The 12,797-nt window shown below is 58.6% G+C and carries 12 protein-coding genes and 4 pseudogenes; 10 read left to right on the top strand and 6 right to left on the bottom strand.

Annotated features, from left to right (window positions below; genetic code table 11):
* The 5 genes and pseudogenes from NKJ32_RS23825 to NKJ32_RS23805 all read left to right on the top strand — a co-directional run.
* Positions 1 to 828: pseudogene (locus NKJ32_RS23825) on the top strand (cation:dicarboxylate symporter family transporter); the annotation flags it as partial.
* Between the two features lie 465 nt (positions 829 to 1,293).
* A pseudogene (locus NKJ32_RS23820) lies at positions 1,294 to 1,386 on the top strand (helix-turn-helix domain-containing protein); the annotation flags it as partial.
* Positions 1,359 to 2,036, top strand: a pseudogene (locus NKJ32_RS23815) (sensor histidine kinase); the annotation flags it as partial. The pseudogenes NKJ32_RS23820 and NKJ32_RS23815, both read left to right, overlap by 28 nt.
* Positions 2,037 to 2,424: 388 nt before the next feature.
* Positions 2,425 to 3,075: a DUF433 domain-containing protein gene (locus NKJ32_RS23810; protein WP_352549603.1), complete on the top strand. Its 651-nt coding sequence runs from the start codon at positions 2,425 to 2,427 to the stop codon at positions 3,073 to 3,075.
* A complete protein-coding gene (locus tag NKJ32_RS23805; protein ID WP_352642200.1) occupies positions 3,072 to 3,485 on the top strand; it encodes a DUF5615 family PIN-like protein in 414 nt (137 codons plus the stop codon). The genes NKJ32_RS23810 and NKJ32_RS23805 overlap by 4 nt, the downstream gene beginning before the upstream one ends.
* Positions 3,486 to 3,839: 354 nt before the next feature.
* Here NKJ32_RS23805 and hemN read toward each other — a convergent pair whose 3' ends face one another.
* On the bottom strand, positions 3,840 to 5,189 hold the full coding sequence (gene hemN / locus NKJ32_RS23800) for an oxygen-independent coproporphyrinogen III oxidase (RefSeq protein WP_352642202.1): 1,350 nt from the start codon (positions 5,187 to 5,189) through the stop codon (positions 3,840 to 3,842).
* Positions 5,190 to 5,343: 154 nt separating this feature from the next.
* Between hemN and NKJ32_RS23795 the strand changes: the two genes are divergently transcribed.
* Positions 5,344 to 6,090: a Crp/Fnr family transcriptional regulator gene (locus tag NKJ32_RS23795; protein ID WP_352642203.1), complete on the top strand. Its 747-nt coding sequence runs from the start codon at positions 5,344 to 5,346 to the stop codon at positions 6,088 to 6,090.
* A 481-nt stretch (positions 6,091 to 6,571) separates the two neighbouring features.
* A complete protein-coding gene (locus NKJ32_RS23790) occupies positions 6,572 to 7,078 on the top strand; it encodes a hypothetical protein (protein ID WP_352785674.1) in 507 nt (168 codons plus the stop codon).
* 157 nt (positions 7,079 to 7,235) lie between these two features.
* On the opposite strand, the gene tnpC is transcribed toward NKJ32_RS23790, so the two are convergent.
* The 4 genes and pseudogenes from tnpC to NKJ32_RS23765 all read right to left on the bottom strand — a co-directional run.
* Positions 7,236 to 8,801 carry an IS66 family transposase gene (gene tnpC / locus NKJ32_RS23780; RefSeq protein ID WP_352785671.1) on the bottom strand — a complete coding sequence of 522 codons (1,566 nt, stop codon included), beginning with the start codon at positions 8,799 to 8,801 and terminating at the stop codon, positions 7,236 to 7,238.
* Between the two features lie 62 nt (positions 8,802 to 8,863).
* Entirely contained in the window at positions 8,864 to 9,217 is a 354-nt protein-coding gene (gene tnpB / locus NKJ32_RS23775; protein WP_352480788.1) for an IS66 family insertion sequence element accessory protein TnpB, read from the bottom strand.
* Positions 9,214 to 9,627, bottom strand: a complete 414-nt coding sequence (gene tnpA, locus NKJ32_RS23770) for an IS66-like element accessory protein TnpA (RefSeq protein WP_352622406.1) — start codon at positions 9,625 to 9,627, stop codon at positions 9,214 to 9,216. The genes tnpB and tnpA overlap by 4 nt, the downstream gene beginning before the upstream one ends.
* Positions 9,628 to 9,759: 132 nt before the next feature.
* A pseudogene (locus NKJ32_RS23765) lies at positions 9,760 to 10,527 on the bottom strand (IS1595 family transposase); the annotation flags it as partial.
* A gap of 85 nt (positions 10,528 to 10,612) precedes the next feature.
* Here NKJ32_RS23765 and NKJ32_RS23760 point away from each other — a divergent pair.
* The 3 genes from NKJ32_RS23760 to NKJ32_RS23750 all read left to right on the top strand — a co-directional run bounded on the left by NKJ32_RS23760 (position 10,613) and on the right by NKJ32_RS23750 (position 12,245).
* The gene (locus NKJ32_RS23760; RefSeq protein ID WP_352642208.1) at positions 10,613 to 10,852 is read left to right on the top strand and encodes a DUF6471 domain-containing protein; all 240 of its coding nucleotides are present in this window, start codon (positions 10,613 to 10,615) and stop codon (positions 10,850 to 10,852) included.
* A gap of 160 nt (positions 10,853 to 11,012) precedes the next feature.
* Positions 11,013 to 11,549 (top strand): DUF7931 domain-containing protein, encoded by a 537-nt coding sequence (locus NKJ32_RS23755; RefSeq protein WP_352642210.1) that lies wholly within the window; start codon positions 11,013 to 11,015, stop codon positions 11,547 to 11,549.
* Between the two features lie 18 nt (positions 11,550 to 11,567).
* Positions 11,568 to 12,245, top strand: a complete 678-nt coding sequence (locus tag NKJ32_RS23750; RefSeq protein WP_352829061.1) for a hypothetical protein — start codon at positions 11,568 to 11,570, stop codon at positions 12,243 to 12,245.
* Between the two features lie 54 nt (positions 12,246 to 12,299).
* Here NKJ32_RS23750 and NKJ32_RS23745 read toward each other — a convergent pair whose 3' ends face one another.
* Complete coding sequence (locus NKJ32_RS23745) at positions 12,300 to 12,788, bottom strand: hypothetical protein (protein ID WP_352642214.1); 489 nt, start codon at positions 12,786 to 12,788, stop codon at positions 12,300 to 12,302.
* Positions 12,789 to 12,797: the final 9 nt, after the last annotated feature.

Below are 12,797 nucleotides of genomic sequence, written 5' to 3'. Positions count from 1 at the left end.
CACGAGCAGTCGGTCACCGGCTTCCTGATGAACATCATCCCGCCAACGATTGTCGGTGCCTTCGCGGAAGGCGACATCCTGCAGGGGCTGTTCTTCTCGGTTCTGTTCGGCATGGCGCTCGCGATGGCCGGAGAGACGGGCAAGCCTATCGTTTGCTTCCTTCAGGCGCTCATCGCGCCTGTCTTCAAGCTCGTCGGCATTCTGATGAAGGCCGCGCCGATCGGCGCTTTCGGCGCAATGGCCTTCACCATCGGCAAATATGGCATCGGTTCGGTCGTCAATCTCGCGATGCTGGTCGCGACGTTCTATTTCACCGCCTTCCTCTTCGTGTTCGGGGTTCTCGGCGCGGTCTGCCGCTACAACGGCTTTTCGATCTGTTCTCTCATTCGCTACATCAAGGAAGAGCTGCTGCTTGTGCTCGCAACGTCCTCCTCGGAGGCCGCGCTTCCCTCGCTCATGGAGAAGATGGAGAAGGCGGGCGCCAGGCGTTCGGTTGTGGGTCTCGTCATCCCGGCCGGATATTCGTTCAATCTGGACGGCACGAATATCTACATGACCCTGGCGGCCCTCTTCATCGCGCAGGCGACGAACACCGATCTGTCAATCGGCGATCAGGTGCTGCTGCTTTTTTTCGCCATGCTCCCTTCGAAAGGAGCAGATCGCATTACCAGTACTGGATTCGTCACCTTGGCTGCAACGCTCTTTGTCGTCCCGACCGCCCCTTTCGTCGGCATGACGCTGATCCTTGGCGTCGACCACTTCATGTTCGAATGCCGTGCGTTCACGAATCTGCTCAGCAACGCAATGGCAACGCTCGTCGTCGCGCGCGGTGGGCGACCCGGATGAAGTTCGATCGGCAAAGGCCCTCGCGAGCGGACCCTCGGCGCTTTGGTGGCGGAGGATCAAGTCGGCGGCGTTTCGAAGGGCGGTTGCGGCTGGCCTGCTCGCGCGAACGCCGCTCAGGCATTGCGGGCAGGGCACGAAGCCGCCGTAAAGGAACCGTCCGCTGACATCGGCAGCAATAGAGCTCCGCAATTCGCGTACTCCGGAACTGCTGGGGTTCTTGGAAGGTTTTCGAAGCTTCTGTCTCGCTCCTCCAGCCGAATTGCGTGTGCTTATGAAAGAGATGGAGACTTCAGGTCGCGCTATCGGACAAAATTTGATCATCGGATACGTTCACTCCCCATTGGGCAAGGCGAGTCAGAAGATCGCTACTTCTTGAGACGCACCCATGAAGGAGACGTGACTATAACGTTTAGTGCCGCTTTATGTGGCCAGACGAGGGATGCTGCCTTGATCACTTCCGCACAGATGCGCGCGGCGCGGGCGCTGCTCGGAATCGACCAGGTCAGACTGGCCGAGTTGTCGGGAGTGTCGATTACAACCAGACTGACAGCCGCAAGACCGAGGAGCGCATCCGCGAAAAAGACGTTCAGTTGCGCGAACTCCAGCACCGGGTCAAGAACAATTTGCAGATGATCACCGCCCTGATCCGAATCGAAACTCGCAATGCGGTAGAGCCGGACCAAAAAGCGTTTCGAGCGCCTAGCAGGACGTGTAGATGCCTTGGCGATGCTCTACCAAGAACTTTCCGGTGACGAACCAAAGGACGAGGTTGATCTCGGCGTCTATCTCAGTCAAATCGCATCGGGAGTCATGACCGCGCATACTACAGAGGGCATCCGGCTCGACATGAGCGTGGACACCTACCCAGTTTCGATCAATGTCGCCATGCCCGCCGGACTGGTAGTGAACGAACTGCTGACCAATGCACTAAAGCATGCTTTTCAAGGACGCGAGGGAGGCACGATCACCCTGCACAGCATCGTTGAGGGTGAAGGCTGCCGGGTGGTCGTCGCCGATGACGGTATCGGCCTGCCAGAAGGCGAGACATGGCCCAAGCACGGCAAGCTCGGCGCGTTGATTGCGCGCTCGCTGATCGAAAACGCAACGCGCAATTCGACGTGAACTCCAGCCCGAATGAGGGCACGAGAGTAACTATCCTGTTCAGGCGGGCCACAGCAGCCGCCGCCTGAGGCGGGACGTTATTTTTCGCTCAGTAGGTTGCCAGGAGCTTGCCCCAGGTCTCCCGAGTGAGGTCTTGCAATGGAGGGGAGTCCGTTCGCTGCCTGAAAGGGATGGCTTCGGTCGGCGGATATCTGGGGCAATGGCAGCCGTTCGTTCCGGCCGATTGAACTGGATGTACGGCTGCTAAGGGGATGATGCCGACCTGGCCGCCTTTTCGAGAACCGGGGAATTCAAGCCCGTGTTGCAGTGACTTTGGAGGCGGCTGGACGGCAAAAAAAGAAAGCCAGCTTAGAGGCTCGGCCAAGTTGTGAAGGTCAAAATCGCCATCAGGCATTGAAAAAGGCAGGCTCTCATTATATATCTCCGATGCGTCGGAAGATTTATTTAGGAGCGACCATGGCAGCTGTAGCCGAAATGCTGAAGGCAACCGAAGCCGCCGTGGTCTCGCGTGTAAGCCTGCGAGATGTCAATCGCGCAATCGATGAACGCATCCTGCCCGATGCCTTCGTATCGGTTGACAACGGCCGGCACGTCCTGGCTGGAGCCTGCTCCTTCATCAGCTTCTACTTCGAGACCGCAAAGCGTCTAACCTCGGAAGAACGACTGTTTGCGATCAGGACGGTTGAGCCCAAGCTAACACGCTCGCGCTCGCTCGCTTGGGCGGCACTGCTGCGCGAGGACTGGACCGTGCGTGACGACTTTCTAACGATCGATCTGATGCCGTTCCTGAAGAGCACGAGTGAACGTCTGTCCGATCTCGAGGCGGCTCGCGAGATGGTCACGTCGTCGGATGACGTGCTCAGCGGCACGCCCGTTATCCGTAACACTCGCGTCCCAGTGTATGATGTCGCGGCATCCGTCACTGTCGGTCATTCGGTTGAGCGCATTCTTGGGGCCTACCCCAGCCTTGACACGGAGAAGGTACGGCTCGCGGCGATTTATGCAGAGGCGAACCCCCTGCGAGGGCGTCCTCGTACTGGAGACCTTCCAAAAGGCTCCGTCATCACTTCCGATCGCCGTGTTCCGCGTCTTAGGAAGGCGGGATGAAGTTCCTGATCGATGAATGTCTCACCCCCGAGCTTGCAAAATTTGCGCATGGGAAGGGTCATTGCGAGACCAGCCACGTTGTCTGGCTGGGGCTCGCCGGGCTCAAGGACTGGGAGCTGAAGCCGATCATTCTTGAAGGCGACTGGACCTTCGTAACCAAGAACTCGGTGGATTTTAGGGGGCCAAAGGATAATCCGGGCACCAAGGGACAGTATGCAGATGTTGCCATCCACGCAGGGCTTGTTTGCCTAAACGGCCCGCCAGGCATGGATCTCGACATGCAGATCGAACTTTTCGAAATGGCGCTGATCGAGCTCGACGACGATGATCTTGTGAACCAGGTTCTTGAAGTGATCCTCGAAGACGAGGAAACGTTGCGCGTTGTCCGTTATGCGCTACCGAAGGAATGATCGAAGACAACGAGGCAGCAAGCCCGGGGCGCAGGACCGATGTCATCAATGATCCTGCCGTCGTCGCGAAGCGCGAACAGGCACCTGGCGAGACTGGCCGCGGCAGAGTGAGACCGTCGCGAACAGACGATAAAAACAAACATCACTTGGGCACGCCGCAGAAAGGTGGCAAGCAGCCCTCTGGTCGCAACAAATGGAAGGCACGACTGGACGACATCGTCGCTATGCCAAAGGCCTTCGCATCTGGTCCGATCAGAAATCCTATCTCGACGCGACGGTCGCCTATGAAGAGTCAAAAATGTAGCGCAATCGGTTCACGATCGATTGAAAACCATGACCGTTCCTGTGCGGTGCTCAGACTGCCGCTGAGTGCCTGGCCTTTCCACTTTCAAAATATTTATCGAACTTCACCGCAATGCTCCTCACGAAGGGGCGATTTGCCGCCGGCACGACGAAACTGTCGCCTTGCAATTCAAGCAGTTGAGCAGGATCCTTAAGGGCGATGGAGCTTGCCTGAAGCAGGAGCCTTTGGCCGGCTTGCCCGAAGCTCTCCACCAGATCGACCGCCGAGAAGGCGAAATCGCACATCAGCCGTTCAATGATCCATCCCCGGACGCGATCGTCGTCGGAGAACACGATGCCGCGCACAGCCGCCAACCTGCCGTCTGCAACCACGCGGCCGTACTCGCCGGTCGAAGGCATGTTCTGCACGTAGCCCTGGCGAAAACGGCTGATCGACGAAGGGCCAAGTCCGATCAATGTCTCGCAGCGATCGTCCGTGTAGCCCTGAAAATTGCGGTGCAAAGCGCCCGCGCGGGCCGCTACCGCCAACGCGTCGCCCGGCTTTGCGAAATGGTCGAGCCCGATTGATTCATAGCCCTCGTCCACAATCGCTCGCGCGGCAAGTCGCGATTGAGCGAACCGCTCCGTGGGACCGGGGAGCCATGTCTCGTCGATCATCGTCTGATGTTTCTTGAACCAGGGCACGTGAGCGTAGCCGAACAGCGCCATCCTGTCCGGTTCGAGGGTGAGCGCCTGCGCCACGGTGGAACACAGGCTCTCCCTGGTTTGATGCGGCAGGCCGTAGAGCAGATCAAGGTTCACGGAATCCACTCCGCGGGAACGAACTTGGTCGACGACTGCCTTGGTTTGCAAAAAGCTTTGCTCGCGGTTGATGGCCTTTTGCACTTTCGGATCGAAATCCTGCACGCCGAGGCTCGCCCGCGTCATGCCGATTTCGGCAAGTGCATCGAGGCGGGCATCGTCCATATCGTTGGGTTCGATCTCAACGCTGATCTTTGCACCGGGGAGAAACGTGAAGCTGTTGCGCAGGACGGTTCCCAGCGCCACGACATCTTCCGGTTTGAGCATCGTCGGCGAACCGCCGCCGAAATGAACCGCGCGAACTCGGCCCTTGCCGGTGACAAGGCCGCCAATCGTCGCGATCTCCGCATACAGCGAGCGCAGATAAGCGGCCACCGGCTCATAGTGGCGCGTCTGTTTGGTATGGCACGCGCAGAACCAGCAGAGCCTGTCGCAATAGGGAATATGCAGGTAAAGCGATATCTCGTCACCGCCTTCGAGCGCCTCCAACCAGCCGCGGTAGACGACAGCATCGACCCCCGTATGGAAATGCGGCGCGGTCGGATAACTGGTATAGCGCGGGACATTCTCGCCAAGTCTGGCAGCTGGCTCCGGTCGCATGTCGTGGTCCACCGTGTTTGCGTCGCCGGAACTGTGGATGCTTGGATGAGCCTAAGCCCTGATTTCGATCAACCTTCAGCACGGACAAACTGCCGCAAGGATTTTTCTACCGTCGATTGCTATCCTGCCTGCACTGGACCGGTAGAGCGATCGAATGACATTACGGCAGGATATTCACAGTTCCGGCATTCCCGTTCTTTGCCTGTCTTGCGAGGCACGGCACCGCGGTGTCTGTGGTGCGCTCGAACCAGACCATTTGGCTCGGCTAGCCAAGACTTCGTCGCGGCACAAAATCGAGCCGGGGGTCGAACTGATCGGCGACGCCGAGGCGGTCGACAGCTATTCAAACGTGCTTTCAGGCGTGGTGAAGCTGACGAAGAGCCTTTCGGACGGCCGCCAGCAGATCGTCGGCCTCCAGTTCGCGCCGGATTTTCTGGGACGGCCCTTCAAGGTGAAAAGCGCGATCAATGCGGAAGCGGCAACAGCTGTCTCGCTGTGCTCGTTTCCGAGAGCGGCCATCGAACGGATGATGAAGGAATCACCGGAATTTGTGCATCGCCTGCTCAAGCAGACGCTGAACGAACTCGACGAGGCACGCGAATGGATGGTTACTCTGGGGCGCAAGACCGCACCGGAGAAGGTGGCGAGCTTTCTCCTCATGATCGCCCGGAACATCGATTCCAGTGTTAACCCGGCGGCCAGGTCGACGTGCTTCGAGCTGCCGATGACGCGTGCCGACATCTCTGATTTCCTTGGAATTACAAACGAGACCGTGAGCCGTCAGCTGACCAGCCTGAGAATGGACGGCGTGATTCGGATCGAGAACAACCGCCGTGTCACCGTGGACAGCATGAGCCGGCTGGAACGGCGCTGCGGCGGCCGAGGCGCAACCGCCCTTTGAATCGAGACCGAAGCGGCGGGGCCTGCGTCGCTTACTTCGGTTCGGGGCAGGGCATGCTCGCGTTGGGCTTAGAAGAAGGGGCGTAGCATGAACCCGACAGCTTCCGCTCTCTATCGGATCGCATGAGCCAGGAGCCTTTCGGCCACCTCGTCGGCGAAGCATGATCCTCGAGGTGCTCGACGCGCAACCGGCTGTTGGAGGCAGGATTGGACTCCGCCGAGTTCAGTACGTCTCATACGCAGCGAAAATCACCGTCTCCCCGAACCTAGACTATGAATGTGTTCAACCATCCAGATCTAATGCCGGACAAAAGCTTGGTATTTGAGCTTCCGCGAGGAACTGCATGCGATCAATCCGGTTGTCGCCGGGCAAGGCATTGCGATCTGTAGTGACGTTGTGGTTGGCCGTGAACTGGAAAACGGCTCGCTCGGCATTGGCGCACTTCAGCCGATGAGTGCGGCTCGCCTGGAGTCAGATCACGGTGCTCATCCAGGCCAAGGAACCGCCGATCGCGGACTGTGGTGCATCCATACGATATAAAAGCTGTAGCCCGGCAAGCATTATTGCGGCCTTATGTAGCAAAAGCACCAACATTCCCATAGCCGCTACCCAGTGGGTTCCCATACAATCCGGGGCATGGGAAAGCCACTCGTCATTTACGCAATGGTCGCCAAGCGGGCAGAACTGGTGGGCCACGATTAATAACCTTCCAATTTTGGATGTTAGGGCTCTTTCCGAGCAACAACTCGCACAACTGGCCGGTTCCTACGAAAAGCTCGCCTCAATGGATCTAAAAACTATCCCGAATATGGCGGATGATCCGGTCCGAAAGGCAATAGATGAGGCTTTCTCCAAGGTCTTGGGCTTGCCAAGCCTGGACAACCTTCGCGCTGAATTAGCCGCCGAACCCGTCATCTGCAACCGACCACTCGGATTTGAAATCACGGCGCCTGCTATCGAGGATCAACTGCAATTCGAGCTTATCTAACGTCAGTTCCCGGCCCACTGCCAATAGCCAACCCACACTCGGCTTACGCGGAATGATTGAGGGCGCCGCCAAGCAAGGCATGGGCGTTGCCTCCGTTTGACAGGCGACGGTGATCTTCAAGCCATGCGGCGTGATTGGTAAGCGCCTCGCCGATCACCTATGGGTTTGGGCTTGATGTTTTCCGGAATCGCCAGGGCATGAGTTCCTCGATCTGGCTCTGTGGATGGCCGTTGATGATGGCCTCGAGGGTTTCGGCGAGGTAGGCAACGGGATTGACGTCGTTGAGCCTGCAGGTGGCCACGACGGATGAGAGCAGCGCCCAGTTTTCGGCCCCGACCTCATGGCCAGCAAAGAGAGCATTTTTTCTGGTCAAGCATACGGGCCGGATGGCGTTTTCGACCGGGTTGGTGTCGAGCTCGAGCCGGCCGTCGCCGAGGAAGCGGGTGAGCCCTTCCCAATGGGCAAGACCATAGCGGATGTCTTCGGCCAGCTTTGAGCCCGAGGAGATCATCGACAATTGCTTTTCAAACCACGGCTTCAAGGCGGCGATGATCGGGGTGGAGTACTGCTGTCGGGCGGCGAGCCGAGCTTGTGGCGTCATGCCGCGCACCGTCGCCTCGACGGCGTAGAGCGTAGCGATCTGGCGCACGGCGGCTTCGGCGATCGGGGACTTGGTGTTGCGCGCCAGCTTCACAAAACGTCGGCGCAGGTGGCTCCAGCAATGGACGAGCAGCCATGGTCCTTGTGGCCGCTCCAGGCGTGTCAGCCGGTCATAGCCCTCATAGGCGTCAACCTGCAGGAATTGTCCGCCGAAGCCTTGAAGGAAGCGTTCGGCATGCTCGCCGCCGCGTCCCGGCGCATAGTGGAACAGCACGATGGGCGGGCCTTGGCCACCATGGCCGCGGTCATCGGAAGCGATTGCCCAGAAGAAGCCCTTCTTGACCTTGCCGCGTCCGGGATCGAGTACCGGCGCGGTGGTCTCGTCCATGAACAGGCGCTCGGCCGCAGCCAGATGCCCGCGCATGTGGTCGGCTATGGGCTTGAGATGGAAGCAGGCCCGGCCTGCCCAGTTGCCCAGTGTCGCCCGATCCAGCTGGATGCCCTGGCGGGCGTAGATCTCGGCCTGCCGGTAGAACGGCAAATGATCACCGAACTTGGCGACGATGACCTGGGCGATCAGCGCCTCGGTCGGCAGGCCACCAGGCACGATATGCTCGGGCGCATGCGCCTGCACGACGGCGCCCGAGCAGCGCCGGCAAGCGTATTTCGGGCGGCGCGTGACCAGCACGCGCAGTTGCGCCGGGATTGCGTCGAGCCGCTCGCTGACATCCTCGCCGATCCTGGCCATCTCGCCGCAGCCGCACGGACACAGCGTGCTCCTGGGCTCGATGATCCGCTCCACCCGCGGCAGATGGGCAGGCAAGTGGCCACGATTGCGCTGGCGCGAACCGGACGAGCCGTCCGAACGCCCCCGGATGACCCGCTGCGCCTTTTCCTGCGCGGCATCGAGCACGCCCTGCGCGATCTCCACGTCTTCGAGCGGCAGGTGGTATTGATCGGGATGCAGCTTCTCGGACTTGGCGCCGAACTTCTCGTGGTTGAGCTGGCTGACGACGCTCTCCAGGCGGCGGCGCGCCTCCTCGGACTCTGCCAAAGCTGCCTGCGCCTCGGCGAGGAGCGCCTTCAAACGCTCGTTCTCTTCCTGGAGAACCGTCAGATTCATGCACTAAATCAACCACATGAGTGCCGATAACGCCATTGGAGACAAGGCACCTGAGTCACTACTCATCCGGCCAGCTGCGGACGCCGTGCCCGCTCGGGGCGAACCAGTCTCCAATCCAGCCCTTCGAACAAGGCCGCGAACATCGCCGGCGACATGCGCATCACGCCGTCGCGAACCTGCGGCCAGACGAACTTCGAGCCCTCGAGCCGCTTGTGAACGAGCACAAGGCCGGTGCGATCCCACACCAAAATCTTGATCCTGTCAGCCCTTTTGGCCCGGAAGACGAAGGCTGCCCCACAGAACGGGTCGAGGCCTAGCATCTCCTGCACAGCCAATGCCAATCCGTCCATGCCGCGCCGGAAGTCAACCGGCCGGGTCGCCACGTAGATCTTCAGATCGTTGCCCGGTGCAATCATCGCGAGGCCCGAACCGCTCGGATCACCTGCGACAGCTGCTCGAGGTCAACCGCCGTTCGGATCACCATGTCGTCGATCACGATCTCCACCTTCGCCGGCGTCGATTTCGATGGCCTCATCCTCCGCTGAGGCACCGATGAGTCGTCCACCATCAACTGCGCGAACATCGGCGCCATGCTTTCCGGCAGTGCCAGTTGCCCCTGACGAAGGCGACGCCGCCAATCGTAGACCTGCCAGCGGGTCGCGCCATGCTTGCGTGCGACCGCCGCCACCTGCACCCCCGGCATCAGGCTCTCGGCCGCAATCCGGGCTCTCTCAGCCTCCGAGCGAACCCGCCGTCCCGTTGGACCTTCCAGAACCTCGAGCCGGCCTGCGTAGCCAGCTGTTGGGACGTCCAAATCGACGTCCATTTTGCCGTCTGCTCCCACGTAGGCCCTCCGTCTCTCGCGATCGGGGGGATTCTTCGCACATTCACCTCATGCCCCGCACGAGGGGAGCGGCGTGGCGCTTACCGTGATTGGCATACTGGTAGAGGTAGCGTGCGAAACGTGGTGGTGCTGCCCGCCAACCATCCGGCGCAGTCGGCTAAAATATGACTCAGCGCCGTTAGTCCTTGCCGTGGCCGTCGCTGTAGCTGACGCTATGATTGATGCGGGTCGAGGCGAATTCGGCCTCCAGCACGTCCCAATGTGTGGCCTGGTCTGCGAACAGCTTGGCGCCGGAACCATGCGAGCGCGGGCGATCTCGACGCCTTCGGCGGTTCCGAACGAAGGTGAGTGTGCGACCGGCGCGCTCGCGCAGGGCGGTGACAACACGGCGGCTACCCTGGTTTTCTTCCAGCGGCGGTCCTTGCGATCCTCGCTCGATCTCGACTTCGCCGTCCAGCATTTCATTCGCGGTTTCGGCGGCAAGAGCTTCGCGCAGTTTGTGGGCCAGCACGAACGCGGTCTTGTATTGAACATACAGATCGCGGGAGAACTGGACCGCCGACATTCCCTTCGCGCCGTTGACGAAAAGGCAGATCGCGGCGAGCAGATCGACAAACGCCAGCTTGCGCGAGGCGAAGATCGTGCCGGACGTGATTTGAGAACTGCGTACCGCAAGCGGCGCACTTGAACTTGCGACGGGTCGGAACGTCCTAGTGATCCAGGCACCCGCATGTCGGGCAAAACGGGCTCGCCTTGCGTCGAAGCCCAACGAAAGCGCTTGAACGTGTCGTAAGCCTTTTCCTCGCGGCACTTGTAAATCTCTTTGAGAGAGAGGGTGCGGCTTTCGGCGGAAAGGAGGAAGGGAGAGAGCATTGTCATCATACCCGGTGATATTGTTCACCGTATATGCGGATTTGTATCGCGGGGGTTATATCATCAAATACGATGATCTTTTTTAGGCTGCGACATGGCACGTAAAGACGACCCGGCAACCGTCGAGTACGAGACGAGGGCCAAGAACCTTTTGAAGGCCGAATTGAAGCGGAAGGGTGTCACAACGTATGCGCAGCTAGCGGACAAGTTGGCGGTGCTTGGCGTTCATGAGACCGAGCGGAATCTGAATAACAAGATGCGCCGAGGCGGATTTACGGCCGCATTTCTTCTCCAATGCCTGGAGGCGATAGGCGCTGAACACGTCAGTTTTTAGCTCTTCAGAGCGGAAAAAATCTTAACCCTTTGGAACTATTGGTTAACATATTTGTTCCGTTGTGTTGACTTGGGTCCAAAGCAAGATACCCTCTGCGCTCACAGGGACGCGAGGGGGCATCCGGGGTTGAGCAGCACTGCAAGATCCGGATAAAAGCGCGATGACCATGGACGATTATATCGAGAGAGTGACGCGCGCCGCTACTGAGCGCAAGGGCGAACCAGTGTTCAACGGTTCGATCGATCATGCTCGCGTGATCGTCAAGACCATGTTCAAGCATGCGCGCAGGACCGTCGATATCTTTTCGGGCACCCTCAATCCACGCGTCTATGCGCCAGACGAGGTCTTGGATGAGGCGGAGTTCTTCCTGACCAGTTCCGACCATCACGTACGCATTATTTTGGAAAGAGCGGACGTTGACCTGTACGCGAAGCATCCTTTCTATAAACGGTTCTCCGAATATACTAACTTGGAGACGCGCGTCCTTGACTCGGTGATGGCTGGAAATATTCGCTTCCACTTGCTTGTTGCTGATGAAGACTGCTATCGTTTTGAGCAGGATAAGGCGCAAGTGGCAGCAATCGCAGCGTGGGGGGACGCCAAGGGCGGCAAACACCTGAAGTCTCTATTTGAGACTCTTTGGGAGCGTGCATTTCCGCTGAACTCAGCGAAAATGGCAATTCCTCTTCAGGCGTGAATCAGCCTCACGGCACTAATGGGGCCAGAGACTGTCGAAACGGCATCACATGCCGCACTCGCTATCAATATCGCTGCGCAACTTGAACCGTTGGCAGGCGCGGCACTGGCGATTAACGTGGCCTATCTTGGGCTAGTGCGGTTCCGATATCGTGATCAGATACGCGACGGCGCCAGGGTCGAACTCCGAATCTTTGAGCCGTCCGATAAGCCAGCCCCTGCAAATATTAAAAGCATGAAAATGTATAAGCAGCTATGCGAGCTGTGCGCTCTATCCAATCACGACCTAGTGGATGTCCCGCACGCTATCAAAGATGCAAGAATAAATGGCGGCTTCTGGTCTCAGATTTATCATTATCTATACAGAAAACACAACGATAGGAATATAACCTACTTCTCTTCTGTTGCGGCGGGAACAACTCTAATCGCAGGTGTCGCGCGAAACATCGACATTTGGGGTTTTATGGATTATATTTACAATCCATGGTCCGGTCCGATTTGGATGTATCTTCTGATTTTGTTTTCTGTCCTTCCCGTAGCGATGGTCTACGGAGGACGAAAAATCGTGTTTTACGCACTGGAGCACGCTCGGGAATATCGGGAAGAAATCGAGAAAGCAATGCAGACCGGCAGTCAGTTAGCGCAATTGCCCGACGCATCTCCTAACGTTGTTCCCATGTCTGTTCCTAATAATTAAAGCCTTGGTGCTTTTGCTACATAAGGCCGCATTATTGATGCGCTTTGACGCGGCTTACGCTGCCTCTTCGTCTCCTGTATCCTGCCGCGTAGCGGCTTCCATCTCGGCGACGTCATCCGTGAAGTCGATGATCATCTGAATGGGCTCTTCGTCCGGATGCTCGTCATTGAAGTGATCGACATCCTGCTTGATCTGGAAACAGTCGTCCGCGATCGATTTACGACGCTGACCGAAAGATTTTTCTAAGAAGGAGCGTGGCGCCGTGTCGATATCAGCCCACAGGCTCAGCTGCTGGCCTTCGATCCAGGTTCGGATCGAATGTTTGGCGCGATACTTGCGCCCTTTCTCATCGACGCGCTTCTCCTGGCGCAGGCTGTCCGCCAAAGCATCGCGACAGATTTTCACGATGTCGCGCGGGGCGGGCCTGTAAAGCCCACGCTCGATCGCCCAGGCCGCGACCTCATCCAGCGAGACGGGGTCCGTACTTACTTCCTCGGTATATCGTCCGAAGATCGCCTGCATCTGTTCGCTGAAGGTCGCCACGTGTAGATC

The sequence above is a fragment of the Mesorhizobium sp. M0159 genome (assembly GCF_040322295.1).
Lineage (GTDB): Bacteria > Pseudomonadota > Alphaproteobacteria > Rhizobiales > Rhizobiaceae > Mesorhizobium.
The sequence above is the reverse complement of the archived record's forward strand: the minus strand, read 5'-3'. Positions and strand labels throughout refer to the sequence as shown.

Excerpts from the sequence above, each read along its gene's own strand:
- NKJ32_RS23810 (WP_352549603.1), top strand. The coding sequence starts at position 2,425 with ATGGCAGCTGTAGCCGAAATGCTGAAGGCAACCGAAGCCGCCGTGGTC.
- NKJ32_RS23805 (WP_352642200.1), top strand. The coding sequence starts at position 3,072 with ATGAAGTTCCTGATCGATGAATGTCTCACCCCCGAGCTTGCAAAATTT.
- hemN (WP_352642202.1), bottom strand. The coding sequence starts at position 5,189 with ATGCGACCGGAGCCAGCTGCCAGACTTGGCGAGAATGTCCCGCGCTAT.
- NKJ32_RS23795 (WP_352642203.1), top strand. The coding sequence starts at position 5,344 with ATGACATTACGGCAGGATATTCACAGTTCCGGCATTCCCGTTCTTTGC.
- tnpC (WP_352785671.1), bottom strand. The coding sequence starts at position 8,801 with ATGAATCTGACGGTTCTCCAGGAAGAGAACGAGCGTTTGAAGGCGCTC.
- tnpB (WP_352480788.1), bottom strand. The coding sequence starts at position 9,217 with ATGATTGCACCGGGCAACGATCTGAAGATCTACGTGGCGACCCGGCCG.
- tnpA (WP_352622406.1), bottom strand. The coding sequence starts at position 9,627 with ATGGACGTCGATTTGGACGTCCCAACAGCTGGCTACGCAGGCCGGCTC.
- NKJ32_RS23760 (WP_352642208.1), top strand. The coding sequence starts at position 10,613 with ATGGCACGTAAAGACGACCCGGCAACCGTCGAGTACGAGACGAGGGCC.
- NKJ32_RS23755 (WP_352642210.1), top strand. The coding sequence starts at position 11,013 with ATGACCATGGACGATTATATCGAGAGAGTGACGCGCGCCGCTACTGAG.
- NKJ32_RS23750 (WP_352829061.1), top strand. The coding sequence starts at position 11,568 with ATGGGGCCAGAGACTGTCGAAACGGCATCACATGCCGCACTCGCTATC.